Raw genomic sequence first — 17,360 nt, 5'->3', positions numbered from 1 at the left:
GGCGTACCGAAACTGAGCAGGGAACGCACCACCGGCCTCTGGGACCCAAACCTCAGCCATTCGCTGACGCCAGTCCGTCCCGCGACAAGAACCGCATGGCCAGCAACAACTATGCGAAGGCAGGCCAGTGTCATGCGGTAGAGTGGGATTATGCATTTGTACTTCCTGTGACGGCTGAGTAGGCCTACCGCGCTCGTTGAGTAATCCGAGTCTGCGGCGGCCGCTCGTTCTGACCCCCCTCTGTGGTCGCCGTCATTTGCGTGCCCGTGTGCCTAACGGCTCGTGGTGCGCCGTCTCGAAGGACTCGAATGCTCACCCCCACCAACCGTCATCCGGCGCGCCATCGCGCGCAACTCATTGCTTCCGACGTGTCTTTGATGCGCGGAGCCACACCCGTTCTCCATCATGTCGACCTCACCTTGACTGCCTCATCGCGTATCGCGATCGTGGGAGAGAACGGGCGAGGGAAATCGACGCTCCTGCAGGTGCTCGCTGGCGTCCTGGTTCCGGACAGCGGAACAGTCCAGTGCATCGGCACGATCGGTGTTGCCGAGCAAGAGATGACCGCCGCTGCCAGTCGAACTGTTGGGCAGGCGGTCGCGGAGGCGATCGCCGAACCACTTGCCGCGTTGGCGGCGCTCGACGCGGCCGCTCTCGCTCTCGCGGACAACACGGACCGGGCGGAGGAGCAGTACGCGACCGCGTTGGAACACGCCGAAGCGCTCGATGCGTGGGATGCCGAACGGCGCGTGCAGATCGCGCTCGAAGCACTCGACGCGGAGACGGACACGACCATGCTTCTCGCAAACCTCTCGGTGGGACAGCGGTATCGAGTACGGCTGGCGTGCCTCCTGGGCGCCGATCACGACTTCCTCCTGCTTGATGAGCCCACCAACCACCTCGACCGAAGTGGGCTGGAGTTCCTGACCGCGCAGCTCCGAGCGCGGAGCGGGGGTGTTGTCGTCGTCAGCCACGATCGCGCGCTGTTGTCCGACATCGCGGAGACCATCGTCGACCTGGACCCGACGCCGGACGATCGGCCGCGCGTGTACGGGAACGGTTATGCCGGCTACCGGGAGGGACGCCTGGCCGAGCGGGAACGCTGGGAGCAGGACTATGACCGCCAGCAGGCCGAGCATGCTCGGCTCCAGGACAGTCTCAGCGCCGCGCAGAACCGACTCGTCTCGGGGTGGCGACCAGAGAAGGGCACCAACAAACATGGGCGCGCTACCCGGGCCGGCGGGCTCGTGCAGAACGTACACCGACGCCAGGAAGCACTCGAAGCCCACGCCGTCACCGTGCCGGAACCGCCTCAGCTCTTCCGGTTCCCCGAACTCCCCACACGAACTGGCGCGGTTCTCCTCAGCGTCGATCACGTCAGCGTCGCCGGGCGGTTGAGCCAGCCAGTGTCGTTCTCACTCTCCCACCGCGGCCATCTCGTCGTGACCGGCCCGAACGGTGCCGGCAAGTCCACACTGCTGAGCGTGGTCGGTGGTGAGCTGTCGCCGGACACGGGAGCGGTTCGGTTGCCTCGGAGCACGCGCCTCGGCTTTCTCCATCAGGAGACGACCCTGCCGCCTGATCGGAGAGCGAGCGAGGTGTACGCCACGCACGTCGGCGCGCTCGTGTCCGAAGGCACCTTGCGGGAATCGGATGCGATCGGCCTCTCTCAGCTTGGTCTCCTGCGCCCGCGCGAGGCGGGCAAACGAGTGGGCGAGCTCTCGATGGGGCAGCAGCGCCGGCTCGATCTGGCACTCGTGCTCGCGATGCGCCCGCATGTGCTGCTCCTGGACGAACCCACCAACCACCTTTCAATTGCGCTCGTTGACGAACTCACCGACGCACTTGGAGCGACCGCGGCGGCGGTCGTCCTGTCAACGCACGACCGGCAACTGCTCCGTGACGTTGACGAATGGCCGAGCCTCGAACTGACTTCGATGGTCGCAGGCGAGGCGCTGGTATGAGCGAGAAGAACCTCAACCGGATACGTGCCCTGCGGCCACTGGCTTCGCAGGACTATCGGCTCCTGTTCGCCGCGGTCGGCATCGAGGTCTTCGGCACCGGGATGTGGACCATCGTGATGGTCTTCCAAGTGCTCGCGCTCGATGACAGCCCGCTCGCGCTCTCAGCGGTCGCAACAGGGATGAGCTTGGGCCTGTTCGCCTTCTCGGTCCTGGGTGGCGTTGTCGCCGATCGGTTGTCCAAACGCCGCATCATCATCACCGTGCAGGGATGCACCGCGGCCGTGATGACCGTGGTGGCAGTCCTGTCCCTCACCGAGACGATCGAACTGTGGCACGTCGGCGCCGCCTCATTCGCGATGGGCGCAGGAAGCGCGTTCTTCTACCCCGCCTACAGCGCGTATCTGCCCCAGGTGCTCCCGCCTGAGCAGCTCCTCGCCGCGAACGGGCTCGAAGGCGCTCTCCGACCCTCGATGGGACAGGGCCTCGGTCCCGCCCTCGGCGGAATCGTCGTCGGCATGTTCTTCCCCGCCATCGGGGCCGTGATCGTCGCAGCGTCGTACGCGATCGCGTTCATCCTCACTCTGTTCCTCAGTCGGCGCGACGAGCTGACCACGGTCACTTCTCCGGAGCAGCGCACGAGCGTATGGGGCGACCTTCGCACAGGCGTGAACTATGTGGCTCGCACCCGCTGGTTGCTCTGGACCCTGATCTTCGGCTCCTCTCTCGCCCTCATCATCCAGGGACCGATCGAAGTCCTGCTGCCGTTCATCACCCGCGACAGGTTCGAGGACGCCGAATCCACGTTCGGTTTCCTCCTCGCCGCACTCGGCATCGGCGGAGCGATCGGCTCACTCGTTGTGTCATCGCTGAAACTCCCGCGCCGCTACCTCACATTCATGATCGCCTGCTGGGGCGGCGGAACCCTCCCTCTTGCGGTCATCGGCGTCGCCGACAACCTGATTCTGATGCTCTCCGCACTGTTCATCGTCGGCGCAGCGACCGGAGCCGGTGTCGTCATCTGGGGAACCCTGCTGCAACGTCTGGTGCCGCTCGACATGATCGGCCGAGTCGCGAGCCTCGACTTCTTCGTCTCGATCGCCTTCATGCCGGTCTCGATCGCCATCGCAGGCCCGCTCTCACTGCTCCTGCCCATCCCCGTGATCTTCATCATCGCCGGCATCGCACCACCCGCCCTTGCGCTGATCGCGATGCTGGCGGGACGCATGCGCGAAAGCGAGATGGAACGCCCACTGGACGAACACTGAGACGCGACTGTCCGGGTCAAGAACATGTTGGGATTCGAATCGCACGACAAGGCGCGCGCTCACCCATCACGGACTTGACCCGGACCGACCATCGTCCGATCGGTCTTGTGGTCAGGCCTATGAGGGTCCTGGGGGTATGCCTGCTGACCTGCACAAACACGTTGGGGTATGGGCGTACCCCCACCTTTACCGACCGGTAGGGGGTACGAAGTCGGATACGGGTTCTGAGGATCGTCGCGCCCATGACCGACTCGACACTCCACGCCACCAGCTCTCCTCGCTGGTCACCAGCGCTGGTCGCGGGCCTGGGACAGTCTGCGACACCCGCGGACACTGCGGCGATGCTCGCTTCTGCGGGCATTCCGGTATTCCCGTGCGTTCCGTTTCAGAAGAACCCGCTCACCGAGCACGGCTTCCACGACGCCTCGACCGATACCTCCGTCGTGACCGAGTGGTGGCGTCGGTGGTCCGACGCGAACGTGGCCATGCCCACCGGCTTCGCCTCTGGCGTCGACGTCGTGGACGTCGACGTGCATGCCTCCGGCAGCGGCTTCGACGCGCTGCAACAAGCTCGGTCCACCGGCCTCCTGGGTACACCTGCGTGGGTGGTCTCGACACCGTCGGGCGGGATGCACGCGTGCTTCCTCCGGACAGGTTCGGTCGAGCAGCGGTCGTGGCAGGTTCCCGGGCGACACGTCGACTTCCGTGGCGACGGCGGATACGTGGTGCTGCCGCCGTCCACCGTTGTCCAGCCCGATGGCGAAGCCCGCCCGTATCGGGTCGTCAACGTTGCTACTCGCCAACCTGATGCTGTCAATGCGAACACGCTTCGTCGGTTTCTGGAGCCGCCTCGCCCGACCCGTCCCCCGGCTGACCTGCCGAACCTCGGAGCGCGGCCAGACCGGCTCGCTTCCTGGGTCGCCACGCGGGGTGAGGGTGAAAGGAACCGCGGGCTCTTCTGGGCCTCGTGCCGCATGGCCGAGTCGGGCGAACGGTTCGATGTCGCCGCCACGGTGCTGGGCGAGGCTGCTCAGTCGGCTGGTCTGACCGAGCGCGAGGCGATGACCACGATCCGCTCGGCCTACCGCATCGCTCACCGTCTGGGACCTCCGTCTGCGGCGGGTGAGCGCCTGGGCCCTTCCCAAGCGGTTGAGGGGGTGCGCCTTTGACGCTCGTCCCCGACCTTGCCGACCCATCCAGACTTCACGAGGAACCTTCCATGAACGGACCTGACCCCTACGACCGCCGACTCGACCGGCTTCCTGACGAGGCCGCGCCTCGCCCCGAGGCCGTTCAGGCGGCTGATCCTCCCGCGTTGGCCGTGCGGCGCGATCCCTCCCAGCAGCCGGTTATGCCGAGCCAGCAGGGCGCCCACGGCATCGCTTGGGTGCGCCCCACTGAACTCGCCATGCGTTTCGGATCGCCCGTTGCCGGTCGTGGCATCGAACTGCAAACAGCTCTGGCGACTCTGGCGCGGCGTGCCCCGTCTTCCATCGCCAGGGCGGGTCATCGCACGAGTCGGTCGGCGATTGTCCGGCCAGCCACGCCCCCTTCACGCGAAGGAGTGGAACTGTGAAGACGCCATCGTTCACTACCGCGCAGGGCCTGCGGCTCCTGCTCGTGAGACTGCACTACTCACCGACCGGCTCGTGGCGACAAGACTCGGACGCGCACGAACTGATCCAGTTCGCGACCCAGAAGTACGCCGCCCTGGCACGCAAGTACGACCTGGCTCCCGAGGATGCTGCCTATGCCGCGTTCGAAGCGATGCGGACCCGCGCGGTCCGGACCGCTATCGACCCCTGGGCGGTGGTCACCCGGGCTGTCCAGGTCACCATGATCTACGAGGCCCGCGCCCAAGGACTGCTGTGCTCGAACCACCAGGCACGCCGTCCCGAGGTCGCAGCTCACCACGACGCGGAACGATTCTGTGAACGCGAGAACGACCTCACTGACTACCACCCGGCGTTCCACGTCACCGACCAGCCCGACGAGCAGTACGGCGACTGCGCAACGGGCGCTCCGGAGGCCGACGAGCCGACCAACGCGTGGGTCGCAGCCGAGCACGCCGCGTCGATCATGGTCGACAACGGATGGCCCCAACCCACGGCCACGGGATGCGTCGAGTACGTCTGCAGCCAGTTGATCCGCTCCGGCAATCGCGCCACGGCGTACGCCCGCCTGACACGCGATCACCACGCCGAGGCGCTGCTCGACCTGTCGCACGATCACTGGATCGCCGTCTTGCAGGCGCTCCTGGGCAACCAACTCCCCACGCACGAACGCGCTCGCGAGGGCCGCGGACTCCTGCAACTGCTTGCACTCGGCTACCTGCCGGGCGAACTCAGCGGTGTCCCATGTTTCGCCGATGTGTTCGAGACGACCGCCCCCAGTCATGAGGGGGTCTCCCATGTCTGACGCGAACGGCCACATCGAGTTGGAGCGTCGCGTCGACTCCATCAAGGTCGGGGTGCGGCACCGCTCGGATGCCGAGCGGGACCTGGCGCCTCTCATGCGGTCGATCGAACGCCTCGGACTGTTGCAACCGGTCACCATCACTCCCGACGGCGTACTGGTGTGCGGGCATCGCCGGCTAGCGGCCGTGAAGCAGCTCGGGTGGCCCACACTGCGGGTCTGGGTCCGCACCGGGGTCTCAGACCACCTCACGCAACTGCTGGCCGAGCAAGACGAGAACACCATGCACCGACCACTCTCCCCGCTGGATGCTGCAGCTCTGTACCGGGAGCTGAAGACACTCCTGGCCGAGGATGCAGCCCGCCGACAGCGGGCCACCCGCTTCGGCGCCGACGACGGGGAGGAAGGCGACGGTGGTGCCGATTCGGCACCACCGCACACCGAACCGGGAAAGTCGCGCAACCAAGCGGCCCAGATGGTGACGAACTCTGCATCGCACACCCGGCTGGAGCAGATCTGCACGATCGAAAGCATCGCCGCCGACGAGGCGACGCCCACCTCGGTGCGCAAGGTCGCGGAAGACGAGCTCGAGCGGATCCGCGAAGGCGGGGCAGTCGACCCCAGCTATCAGCGAGTTCGAGCCGCCGTCATTGCAGCCGAACAGGCACCCGTCGACGAGGATGAGGCCGAGGACCTGGAGGAACTGGCCGCTCGGGCGTTGGCCCAGGCCAAAGCAGATCGAGCACGGCGCATCCGGGAGAACCGGCTCAAGCGCGAGGCTGCTGCCGAGTCCGCCCGTCGTTCGGTGCACTCCTTCACGTTGATGTGGGACGACCTGGCCGGATGGGTCAACCGGTACGACCCGGTCAAGGTCGGCCGTGAACTCACTGACGAACAGTGGGACTCCTTCCAGCAGACCCTCGCCGAATCGGTGGCCTTCGCCGATACCGCGCGCGAGGCACGCGACAACCAGCCGAGCGATGCGCTCGTCGACGCGTGAGGACGAAACAGATCATGCTCCGCTCCCCCAACTACGATCCCGACCTTCGTCGACGTCGCCTCATCGTCTTGGCGATCGTCACAAGCCTTCTCCTCATCTCGGCGGTCACGTACGCACTGCTGACCCGCGACGAGCCACACAGCGCTCCCTCCAGCACTCTCCCTGTCACCACCGCGCCTGAGTCGGAGGCGGGGCCGACCGGCACACCCGACGACGGCACCCTGCCGGAGTTGCCGCCCGTCACAGATCCGGAGGAGTTCGCCGAGTTGGTGGCTCACGCGATCTTCGATTGGGACACCTCATCGCTGGCTCCGCGGGCGGCGTACCTGCAGCGCATCGCGACCGTGGCCGACCCGACTGGCGAGTCTTCGCCCGGACTGATCAGTGACGTCGACGCCTACCTGCCGCCCGAGAAGATCTGGGTTGAACTGCGCGAGTACGAGACGCGCCAATGGATCGAGGTCGAGGCCGTCGAGGTCCCCTCCGAGTGGGACACGGCGCTGGACCAGGCCGGCAGTGCCCTTGCGCCCGGGACGACCGCCTTCACGATCTCCGGAGTGCGGCACCGCGACGGCGTGTGGGACGGCGAGCCTGTCGCCAGCCAGCACGACGTGGCGTTCACCGTCTTCATGACCTGCGCACCAACGTACGAGCAGTGCCGGCTGCTGCGGCTCTCCCTGCTCGACGAGCCGCTGGAGTAGGCAAGGTGCCCCATGCAAAAGGCACTCATCGGCGGGCTCGTCGCGCTCATGCTCGGGCCTGCGACCATCTTGCTTTCACTGACCGCCATCCTGAACCCGGCAGCCGAGGCATCCTGCCTGCCGCTGACCTCGATCAACTTCTTCGGCAAGAACGACAACCCGACTCAAGCGCCGGTCGGTGAGTCCTCACGGGTTGTGTTCCCCCTGCCAACCGGCACCTGGGTCAAGACCAGCAACTACGGGATGCGTCTCCACCCGATCACCGGCATCTACAAACTGCACTCCGGCGTCGACTTCGCTGCCCCATCCGGAACGCCGATCTTCGCTGCAGCCGACGGCCGGGTCGCTTCCGCCGGCCCGTCGGCAGGGAACGGGAACCTGATCCTGATCGAGCACGCCGTCGCCGGGCAGCCTGTGGCCACCGGGTACGCGCACATGACCGAGGCCAGCATCATGGTCCGAGCCGGTGATCGGGTGACCGCCGGCCAACAGATCGCCTCCGTCGGATCGACGGGCTACGCCACCGGGCCTCACCTGCACTTCGAGCTGCGCCCAGGCGGCGCGAACGCCGCCACTGCAGACCCGGTGCCCTGGCTCAAAGCGCAAGGAGCCGTCGATCTCGCCGTCAGCACGCCGAGCGCCACCGGCGAATGCGGCCCCGACGGCGACACTACGTCGTACAACGGAGACAACCCCACAGGGATGGTCGACGACCCAACCACCACCGGCAAGATCACCCAACGGACCGCGCACATCCTGGCCCAAGTCCGCCGGCAGTTCCCGAACTCTTCCTGGTCCTGCTTCTCCCCTCGCCCCGGCCAACCCTCCGAGCACTCCCTCGGCAGAGCCTGCGACGGCACCTTCGGCAATTCCATCGGCGTCGCCGCACAAGGACCGGCCCTCGACCTAGGCTGGAAAGTCACCAACTGGATGAAGGCCAACGCCGAAACACTCGGCGTCCAGTACCTCATCTGGCAGGGCAAGATCTGGTCCGTCGCCCGATCAGCCGAAGGATGGCGTCCCTACGACGGCGGCGGCATGCACGACCCCGCCAGCATCACCGGCGGCCACTACGACCATCTGCACTTCACGGCCATCCCCTGACCCCTGGGCAGGGATCGGCTCTGTTCGGCACACCTGATGAGCATGGCCACCATCGATCTCATTCACCGTGCCGCAGGGCCTGACTTCGGGGCCGTGGGCGGTTCCGCGGACATGCGCGCCGTCATCGGAGCCCTGTTGACCTACGGGCTCATGTTCGCCTGCCTGATGCTCATCATTTCAGCTGCGGCGTGGGCGATCTCCTCGTCCAACGGCAGTTGGCAATCGGCCGCGAAGGCCAAGGCCGGCGTGTTCGTCGCCCTCGGCGGCGCGGCACTGACTGGTGGGGCACTGGCGTGGGCGAACTGGTTGCTCGATGTCGGTGCCGCCCTGTGAACCGCGCCTACTGACGCACCTGTCGAACAGACCGTCTTGACCTTCTGAGGAGGAATCATGCTCTACCCCGACCTGCTGCCCGCCCTCACGCAGCTCCTGCCGATGGACATCACCATCGACCCGAACTCCAACGGACTCCCCGGCATCGGACAGCTCCGCAAGATCGTCGGCGCGTCCATGACCGTCGGCCTGATCCTGGCCGTCTTGGCCCTGATCATCTCGGCCGTCGTGTGGGCGATGGGCGCGAACTCGTCCAACCCCCACCTGGCTGGTCGCGGGAAGTTCGGGGTCGTGATCGCGCTCGGCGCCGCGATCGTCACCGGAGCGTCGGTCGCGTTGGTCAACTTCTTCTGGAACGTCGGCCAAGCGGTCTGACTCCAGCTCGAATCGAGAAGGAACAGAACGATGGTCGACGTATGCGACGTGCCCGTGGTCTCCACGGTGTGCGACAAAGCAGGAGACGCCGCGGCGAGCCTGATCACCGCGCCCTTCGACTGGCTCGCCGAAGGCATGGGCAACGCCGCGGAGTGGATGTTCAAGTCCGTGTGGAACGTCTTCGACAGCACCACATCGGTCGACATCACCAGCGACGAATACATGAAGGTCTACAACATCCTGTTCGGCGTCGCGGTCTTCGTCATGCTCGGCTTCTTCCTGCTCCAAGTCATCGGCGGCATGGTCCGACGAGAACCCGCAGCCCTGACCCGCGCACTGACCGGCCTGGCCAAATCGATCCTCGGGTCCTTCGTCGCGATCACCCTGCTCGCTCTTGCGCTGGAGATCACCGACCAGTTGACCATCGGGATCGTCAACGCGGCTGGTACCAACATGAACGAGATGGGCGATCGCGTTGCCCTGCTCGCTGTCGGGATCGGCGGACTCAGCCTCAAAGCCCCCGGCGCGGCGGCGATCTTGACGATCTTCCTCGCCGGATTGGCCATCGGTGCCGCGGTCATCGTGTGGATCAGCCTCCTGGTCCGCAAGGCCTTGCTGCTGGTCGCGATTGTGTTCGCGCCCATCGCCCTGGCCGGAGCGTCGTGGGACCAGACCCGCGGCTGGATCGGCAAGTGGGCCACCTTCGTGATCGCGCTGATCTTGTCCAAGCTCGTGCTCGTGGTGATCTTCCTGCTCGCCACCGCGCAGGTCTCGGCGCCAATCGATGCTGACCTGCAGTCGGTCAGCGAACCGATCGCCGGCGTCGTGCTGATGCTGATGGCGGGGTTCGCGCCCTACATGACCTACAAGGCGATCAGCTTCATGGGCTTCGACATGTACCACGCCATGTCGGCCGAGCAGGAGACCAAGGCCTCGATGAACAGGCCGCTCCCCATCCGAACCGGAGGAGGCTCGGGCGGCATGGTCCCGAAGATCCTCGGCGGCGACAGCGGAGCCTCGGGAGGTTCGGGACGGGGACCCGCCCCTGCTGCCGCACCCAGTGGAGGAGGCACCAGCGGCGCAGGCGGAGCTGCCTCGGGTGGTGCGGCTGCCGGCGGTGTCGTGGCTGCGGGAGCTGTAGCCGCCAAGGAGGCCACCACCGCCGGACCGAAGATGGGCAACTACGTGGCCGCCCAATCCGCAGGCCAAGCCGAGCAAGCATCCGCACCCGCTGGCGCCACGGGGACGGTTCCCGCGCACACTGCTGATCCGGCCCCGGCGATGACGGGACGCCGTTCGGGTAAGTCGGGAGACGGACGATGAGCGCCACCAACACAGCCCGGTCGGGCGACTACGAGCTGCAGCCGGTGAAGTTCTCCCGCCTTGCCCGCCGCGGCGTGCTGTTCGGCCTGACCGCCTCCCAACTGATCGTGGTCGGGATCGGCGCAGTGACGCTGGTGTTCTCCCTCTACGTCGGCGGGGGCGCGAGCTTGATCGTCGCTCTCCCCGTCATCGTCTGCTGCAGTGCCCTGGCGTGGGTCAGTCTCGGGGGCCGCAAACTCATCCAGTGGCTGCCCATCGTCGGAGTCTGGCTGTGGCGCTCCACGGGAGGCCAGTTGACCTATCGGCGGCGTGTGATCGCCCCGCGACCGGTCGGCACGCTCGCTCTTCCCGGGGATGCGGCCCGGTTGCGTCAGTGGCTTGACCCCGAAACCGGCGCAGTAATGGTGCACGACCCGCACCGCTCTACGTTGACCGCGATCGTCGCGGTCTCCCATCCGGCGTTCATCCTTCTCGACCCGCTCGAACAAGAACGCCGCGTCACCGGCTGGGGCCGAGTCCTGGCCACCGCGTGCCGCTCAGGACGGATCGCCTCGCTGCAGATCATGGAGCGCACGCTGCCGGACTCCGGCAAAGGGCTGGCCGAGTGGTGGCACCAGCACGGCTCCGGTGACGACACCTTCACCGCCACCACGTACGGCGAACTTATCGACCGCGCCGGCCCGGCCGGCGAGCGCCATGCCTCGACCATCTCGCTGTCGCTGAACCTCAAGACCGCCAGCCGAGCCGTCCGCGCCGCCGGCGGAGGCAACCGTGGGGCCGCCGCCGTCCTGCGCCAGGAGATGTCGACCATCATCGCCGCGCTGCGCTCGGCCGACCTCGCCCCCTCGGACTGGCTTGATCCCGGCGAACTGGCCGTGATTCTGCGCGGCGCGTATGACCCTGACGTCGGCGCTGCGCTGGAGCGTCACGGCGACGTCGGCCGTGACCTCGCCACCGCCGGCCCAGTTGCCGTCACCGAAAGCTGGTCGATGCTGCGCTCGGACTCCGCGCACCACTGCGTGCTGTGGATCAGCGAATGGCCCAGATCCCTGGTCTTCCCCGGGTTCCTCGCGCCAGTCCTGTTGTCGTCGGGCATCCGGCGCACCGTCACCCTGCTCTACACGCCGCTGCGCACCGACCAAGCTGCCCGCGACATCCGCAAGAAGAAGACCGAGTACGTCTCCGACGCCGCCCAACGTCAACGCATCGGCCAGATCGAGGACGCCCAGCACACCGCCGAATACCAAGACGTCCTCCAGCAAGAAGCCGATCTGACCGCCGGCCACGGCATCCTCCGCGTCACCGGCCTCATCGCCGTCAGCGCCAGCGACCCCGACGAACTCGAACGCGCCGTCGCCGATATTGAGCAGGCCGCCATCCAAGCTTCCTGCGAGACCCGACGACTGTGGGGTCAACAGGCTCAGGCGTTCACCGCCGCCGCGCTTCCTCTGTGTCGTCAGGTCTGACGGCGACTGCGCACCTCGGTAGTAACGGACTCCAGCGCTCCAGGAGGAACTCATGCCCACCTTCGACAACCCGGCCGTCGATGCCGCCGAGGCCGAGCAGGCATTGCGCGGGCTCGCTCATTCAACCCGTCGGATCGAGGACCCGACTCAGATCTATAGCGTGCTCGGCTCACTGTCCCAAGCGACCGCGTCGCTGAGTCAGGCGCTCCACCAGTTGGGGTCGTACCACGACAACCACGGCGCACGCGCTGACGCGACCATCATCGATCCGAAGCAGACCGGCGCGGCCTACCGAGTGTCGTGGGACCTGCACCGAGCCGCCGAGATGCTGGCCAGCATCCAGAAGTCGATCGACAGCGCACACCAGTCCGAGGCCACGATCGTCTACCAAACCCCGGTCTCTACCAGGCACCCTTCGAGTCGCAGTCATCACGGGTTGTCGCTGTGAACGACCACGACACCTCCCGGCTCCACAGCACGGTGCTCGTCTCGCCGAAGCGGGAACGGCGACGTGACCGGAAGGCCCGCAAGCTCGCAGCACGGGACCTCCTCTCCCGCGAGCGCGCAGAGCGGAAGACCGCGGCCCGAGCCAAGGCCGACGCACTCACCGCCGAACGCAAAGCCACCGCGCTGCTGCCCAAGTCCGGCGAACCAGGGCCCGCGGCGTTGCGAACACCGGGACGCCTACGGCTCCCCCGCCATCAAGACACCTCCGCCACTCTGGCTGGCGCCTACCCGTTCCTCGCCGAAGGTGGACTCGGCAGCGACGGCGTGTTCGTCGGCCAGGACCTCTACTCCGGCAGCTCGTTCGTCTACGACCCGTGGGTCCTCTACGCCCGCGGGTTGATCACCGCTCCGAACGTCGTACTCGCCGGGATCGTCGGCTCCGGCAAGTCCTCACTGGCCAAGAGCCTCTACACCCGCTCCATCCCGTTCGGGCGCCGCGTCTACATCCCCGGCGACCCGAAAGGCGAACACACCGGCGTGGCCGAAGCAGTCGGCGGCAAAGCGATCGCGCTCGGCCACGGCATGTCCGCCCGGCTCAACCCCCTCGACGAGGGCCACCGACCCAGCGGGCTCGACGACGTCCAGTGGGCAGCTCAAGTCAGCGCACGGCGCCGCGACCTGCTCGGCGCCCTGGCAGAGACGGTGCTCGATCGCCGACTCTCCCCACTGGAGCACACCGCCATCGACATCGCCCTGGCCGAGGTCGTCCGCACCACCGACGTCCCGGTACTTCCGCTGGTGGTCGACCGTCTCTTGGAGCCCGACCCATCCGTCGATCCCACCGGGCGGCTCATCGAGGACGGCCGCCTGCCCGGCCATGCGCTGCGTCGCCTCGTCGCGGGCGACCTCGCTGGACTCTTCGACGGTCCCTCGACGGTGCGGTTCGATCCGACGCTGCCGATGATCTCCCTCGACCTGTCCCGCGTGACCGAGAACGCCACCTTGGTGTCGGTGCTGATGACCTGTGCGTCGGCCTGGATGGAATCGGCACTTCTCGACCCCAACGGCGGCCAACGCTGGGTCGTGTACGACGAAGCCTGGCGGCTGATGTCACACCCCGCGCTACTGCGGCGCATGGACGCCCACTGGCGCCTCGCACGGCACTACGGCATCGCCAACATGCTCGTCTTCCACAAGCTTTCCGACCTCGACAACGTCGGAGACTCCGGATCAGCCATGCGAGCGCTAGCAGCGTCGCTGCTTGCGAACGCCGAGACCCGCGTCGTCTACAGACAGGAGTCCGACCAGCTCGGCAGCACCGCCACAGCCCTCGGGCTGACCGGCACCGAACAGTCTCTGCTGCCGACGCTGGGCACCGGACAGGGCCTGTGGCGCATCAAGCACCGTTCCTTCGTTGTGCAACATCAGCTTCATCCCGCCGAGCTGGAACTGTTCGACACCACGGGTCGCATGACCGGCGATCCGGCGAAGCCAGCGCACCTGATGGACGACACGTCCGACAGGAAGTGAGATCGGGATGCGGCATCAAACGCGGGGAGCGCAGCAGGCACGCGAGGCCAAACTCGACGCTCTCCACTCGAAACTGACCGAATCCGTCAGCACATTGGTCAGCGGCGATGACTGGCGACGGGCGCTCGAGTTCTCCGCGCGGTTTCGCAGTCGATCGTTCAACAACACGATGCTGATCTACCTGCAGCACTACCAGGCCTTCCAGTCCGGGCGCGTTCCGTCGGCGACCCCGACCTACGTCGCCGGGTTCAAGCAGTGGCAGACCTTGGGCCGCCAGGTAATGAAGGGCCAGTCCGGCTACGGGATCCTCGCCCCCGTCACCGCGCGGTTCGTCTCCCGCACCCCCAACAATGCTGAGTCGTGGCGGCGTCTTGGGCGCGGGGAACGGCCCCAACCCGGCGAGACGACCCGCACCAAGCTGGTCGGGCTCCGACCGGCCTACGTATGGGACATGACGCAGACCGACGGCGACCCGATCCCCGAACCACCAGCACCGACCCTGCTGTCCGGCCAAGCACCCCTCGGGCTCTGGGAGGGACTCGCCGCGCAGGTCGAAGCCCACGGGTTCACCCTCAAGCAGGTTCCGAATGCCGAAGCGATCGGTGGCGCGAACGGCATCACCGACTTCTCCACCCACGAGGTCTGCGTACGCCGCGACATGGACGACGCAGCCCAGGTCAAGACACTCGCCCACGAACTCGGCCACGTCATGCTCCACTCCCCCGAAGCCCGCACCGGCGACAACACCGCCGCTCGCGACGCAGTGCTGCACCGCGGCATCGCCGAAGTCGAAGCCGAATCAGTAGCGCTGATGATCGGTGCCGCTCACGGTCTCGACACCAGCGCCTACACAATCCCCTACGTGTCGAGCTGGGCCAGCAGCGTGCCCGGCGGCGAACCGGTCGAGGTCATCCAGTCCACCGCTGAACGGGTCCGCGCCACCGCAGTCCGCGTCCTCGACCAACTCGATACACCACAGATCGGCGACGGCGACCCGCCCGGGCTCGACCGCGACGCTCCTACCCGTACGACGCCGGAGCGTCAGCAACAGCCGGCCGCCGAACCCCAGGTGGTGGGACTATGAGCCTGCTGAACCCAGCCACCGCCTACCGCCGCTCCACATCAAGGCCACGAATCCCCGTGGTCCTGCCACTGGTCTGCGTCGCGGTCGACGACACAGGCGCCTTGAGCGTCACCATCGATGACGAACCACTCCCCGACGAAGCCTCGGTGCTCACGCGCGGCGAGCTCCGGCCACTCCTGGACCGCATCGCCACCGAACGCGGATCAGCGCTGCGCGTCGAGATCCACGAACCCGACGGCAAGGTCTTCACCGACTTCCACACCCTAGAGCCGACCACCGCGACTGAGCCCGCGCCGAAGCCGGTTCGCCACGAACGCAGTGCCCGCGACGCACGGCCAATGGTGAGGGTGCAGGCAAGCTCCGTCTTCGGCGGAGGATTCCAACCCGGCGAGGAAGTCCTTGTCGCGATCATCGTGCACCGCACCAGCACGCAGGCCGACGGCACCCTCGACCTGCGCCTGCCCGCCTCGCTGCTCGACCGCACCGCCGGTGACCTCGTCGTCGTCAGCGAAGCATCTGGGGCCACCCGGCCCTCCCCGGTGGACACCGACACGTCGGAACGTGAAGCCTCGTGAACACCGCGGGCCGTCCGGTCGACGACACACTGGTCAACCTCGCGCTCATCGCCAGCGGGACTGCCGGCGCCGCTGCAGCGCTGCTCCGTGGCGCTGCGGCACTCACCGCCTGGGTATGCCGAACTGAGCAGCCCACCGCCGGCTGGGCGGCAGGCGTCCAAGTGCTCGGGGAACCGGCTAACCCAGGCCGCGTCTTCGGAGCCGACATCTCACCCTGGGTCTACTGGCCCATCCTCGCCGTGCTCGTCGCCGCTCTCCTCGCGGCCGGGTTCGTGGTCTGGCGAAAGATCGACTCACTGCGCCACAAGACCAAGCACGACCCCCGCCGACTGGCCGGTGTCGCGACCCGCACCGACGTAGCCACCGTGGCATCCAAGAAGGCCCTCCTCGCGCGAAGCACCACCCTGCGGCCCAGCCTCACCATCGCCCAGGCCAGCGACGTCGGCTACCTCCTCGGACGTTCACGCGGCATGGAGGTCTGGGCCTCCGTCGAAGACTCGATCCTGCTCCTCGGGCCACCGCGGTCCGGCAAAGGCCTGCACGTCGTCATCAACGCCATCCTCGACGCCCCCGGCGCAGTCGTGACCACCGCAACCCGCCCCGACAACATCGCCGCCACCATCACCGCCCGCCAGAAGGTCGGACCCGTCGCAGTATTCGACCCCCAACATCTCGCCGAAGGACTCCCCTCCGGCCTGCGCTGGTCCCCCGTACGGGGATGCGAAGACCCACTAACCGCAATGATCCGCGCCACCGGCCTCGCCTCCGCCACCGGCCTGTCCGCGGGCGGCGTCGAGTCCGGCGGATTCTGGGAAGGGAAAACCCGGACCGCATTGCAAGCCCTGCTGCATGCGGCAGCACTCGACCACCGCAACCCGGCCGAACTGTTCGCCTGGACCCTTTCGCCCTCATCAGCTAACGACGCCGTCGCGATCCTCGCCTCCCACCCCAACGCCGCTAGCGGCTGGGGCGAATCGCTCGACTCGATGATCCACGCCGACGCCCGCACCCGCGACTCCATCTGGATGGGCGTCTCCCTCGCCCTGTCCTGCCTCGCCGACCCCCGCGTCCTCGACGCCGTCACCCCACGCCCCGGGGAACACTTCGACCCCGTCGAGTTCCTCACCGGCAACGGCACCCTCTATCTGCTCGCCACCGGCGCAGGAGCCGGAGCGTCCTGGTCTCTCGTGGCGGCGTTCATCGAAGACCTCGTCGAAACCGCCCGACGTCTCGCGGCCGCCTCCCCTGGCGCCCGGCTCGACCCGCCACTGCTGCTGGCACTCGACGAGATCGGCAACCTTTCTCCTCTGCCGTCGCTGCCCGTTCTCATGGCCGAAGGCGGGGGCACCGGCATCACCACCATGCCCGTCCTCCAATCGCTGTCCCAAGCACGCGACAAGTGGGGCGACCACGCAGCCGGCGCCATCTGGGACGCCTCCATCACCAAGGTCATCCTCGGCGGCACCTCCTCCGCCCGTGACCTCCAAGACCTCTCCGCCCTCATCGGCGAACGCGACGAAAAGACCGACACCATCTCCATCGGCGACTACGGCTCCCGATCACTGCAACGCTCCACACGACGGGTGCCGATCCTGCCGCCTGAAGCGATCAGGACCTTGCCGTTTGGGACCGGGCTTGTTCTGCTCCGTAGCTCGTCGCCGCTGGTGACCGACATGCGTCCCTGGACCGCCCGAGCAGATGCCGCAATGGTTCGAAGCAATCGCAATCAGGTCGAGCAAATGCTGCGAACCCACGCCGCACACTGATCGCGAGCTGCA

Annotated in this window: 16 protein-coding genes; all 16 read left to right on the top strand. The window is 67.2% G+C overall.

Annotation, left to right across the window (positions count from 1 at the left end; genetic code table 11):
• Positions 1–308: 308 nt before the first annotated feature.
• The 16 genes from ACZDWJ_RS07270 to ACZDWJ_RS07195 all read left to right on the top strand — a co-directional run bounded on the left by ACZDWJ_RS07270 (position 309) and on the right by ACZDWJ_RS07195 (position 17,348).
• Positions 309–1,964, top strand: a complete 1,656-nt coding sequence (locus tag ACZDWJ_RS07270; RefSeq protein WP_463520263.1) for an ABC-F family ATP-binding cassette domain-containing protein — start codon at positions 309–311, stop codon at positions 1,962–1,964.
• The gene (locus ACZDWJ_RS07265; protein ID WP_463520262.1) at positions 1,961–3,229 is read left to right on the top strand and encodes an MFS transporter; all 1,269 of its coding nucleotides are present in this window, start codon (positions 1,961–1,963) and stop codon (positions 3,227–3,229) included. Before ACZDWJ_RS07270 ends, ACZDWJ_RS07265 begins: the two co-directional genes overlap by 4 nt.
• A gap of 242 nt (positions 3,230–3,471) precedes the next feature.
• Complete coding sequence (locus ACZDWJ_RS07260; protein WP_463520261.1) at positions 3,472–4,398, top strand: bifunctional DNA primase/polymerase; 927 nt, start codon at positions 3,472–3,474, stop codon at positions 4,396–4,398.
• A 403-nt stretch (positions 4,399–4,801) separates the two neighbouring features.
• Positions 4,802–5,647, top strand: coding sequence for a serine/arginine repetitive matrix protein 2 (locus ACZDWJ_RS07255; protein WP_463520260.1), 846 nt, complete (start codon positions 4,802–4,804; stop codon positions 5,645–5,647).
• Positions 5,640–6,644 carry a ParB N-terminal domain-containing protein gene (locus ACZDWJ_RS07250; protein ID WP_463520259.1) on the top strand — a complete coding sequence of 335 codons (1,005 nt, stop codon included), beginning with the start codon at positions 5,640–5,642 and terminating at the stop codon, positions 6,642–6,644. The genes ACZDWJ_RS07255 and ACZDWJ_RS07250 overlap by 8 nt, the downstream gene beginning before the upstream one ends.
• A 14-nt stretch (positions 6,645–6,658) precedes the next feature.
• Positions 6,659–7,345 (top strand): cell wall protein, encoded by a 687-nt coding sequence (locus tag ACZDWJ_RS07245; RefSeq protein ID WP_463520258.1) that lies wholly within the window; start codon positions 6,659–6,661, stop codon positions 7,343–7,345.
• Positions 7,346–7,357: 12 nt separating this feature from the next.
• Complete coding sequence (locus ACZDWJ_RS07240; RefSeq protein WP_463520257.1) at positions 7,358–8,449, top strand: M23 family metallopeptidase; 1,092 nt, start codon at positions 7,358–7,360, stop codon at positions 8,447–8,449.
• Positions 8,450–8,491: 42 nt separating this feature from the next.
• Positions 8,492–8,782 (top strand): DUF6112 family protein, encoded by a 291-nt coding sequence (locus tag ACZDWJ_RS07235; protein ID WP_463520256.1) that lies wholly within the window; start codon positions 8,492–8,494, stop codon positions 8,780–8,782.
• Between the two features lie 57 nt (positions 8,783–8,839).
• A complete protein-coding gene (locus ACZDWJ_RS07230; RefSeq protein ID WP_463520255.1) occupies positions 8,840–9,157 on the top strand; it encodes a DUF6112 family protein in 318 nt (105 codons plus the stop codon).
• A 30-nt stretch (positions 9,158–9,187) separates the two neighbouring features.
• Positions 9,188–10,480, top strand: coding sequence for a conjugal transfer protein TrbL (locus ACZDWJ_RS07225; RefSeq protein WP_463520254.1), 1,293 nt, complete (start codon positions 9,188–9,190; stop codon positions 10,478–10,480).
• Positions 10,477–11,946: a PrgI family protein gene (locus ACZDWJ_RS07220; RefSeq protein ID WP_463520253.1), complete on the top strand. Its 1,470-nt coding sequence runs from the start codon at positions 10,477–10,479 to the stop codon at positions 11,944–11,946. Before ACZDWJ_RS07225 ends, ACZDWJ_RS07220 begins: the two co-directional genes overlap by 4 nt.
• Before the next feature lie 52 nt (positions 11,947–11,998).
• Entirely contained in the window at positions 11,999–12,394 is a 396-nt protein-coding gene (locus ACZDWJ_RS07215) for a hypothetical protein (RefSeq protein ID WP_463520252.1), read from the top strand.
• Positions 12,391–13,923 carry an ATP-binding protein gene (locus ACZDWJ_RS07210; RefSeq protein ID WP_463520251.1) on the top strand — a complete coding sequence of 511 codons (1,533 nt, stop codon included), beginning with the start codon at positions 12,391–12,393 and terminating at the stop codon, positions 13,921–13,923. Before ACZDWJ_RS07215 ends, ACZDWJ_RS07210 begins: the two co-directional genes overlap by 4 nt.
• A 7-nt stretch (positions 13,924–13,930) precedes the next feature.
• On the top strand, positions 13,931–15,007 hold the full coding sequence (locus ACZDWJ_RS07205) for an ArdC-like ssDNA-binding domain-containing protein (RefSeq protein WP_463520250.1): 1,077 nt from the start codon (positions 13,931–13,933) through the stop codon (positions 15,005–15,007).
• Entirely contained in the window at positions 15,004–15,582 is a 579-nt protein-coding gene (locus ACZDWJ_RS07200; RefSeq protein ID WP_463520249.1) for a hypothetical protein, read from the top strand. Before ACZDWJ_RS07205 ends, ACZDWJ_RS07200 begins: the two co-directional genes overlap by 4 nt.
• Positions 15,579–17,348, top strand: coding sequence for a type IV secretory system conjugative DNA transfer family protein (locus ACZDWJ_RS07195; protein WP_463520248.1), 1,770 nt, complete (start codon positions 15,579–15,581; stop codon positions 17,346–17,348). The genes ACZDWJ_RS07200 and ACZDWJ_RS07195 overlap by 4 nt, the downstream gene beginning before the upstream one ends.
• Positions 17,349–17,360: the final 12 nt, after the last annotated feature.

Source organism: Nocardioides sp. B129/18 (genome assembly GCF_055282735.1).
Note: the sequence above shows the minus strand (reverse complement) of the source record. Positions and strands in the feature narration are given on the sequence as shown.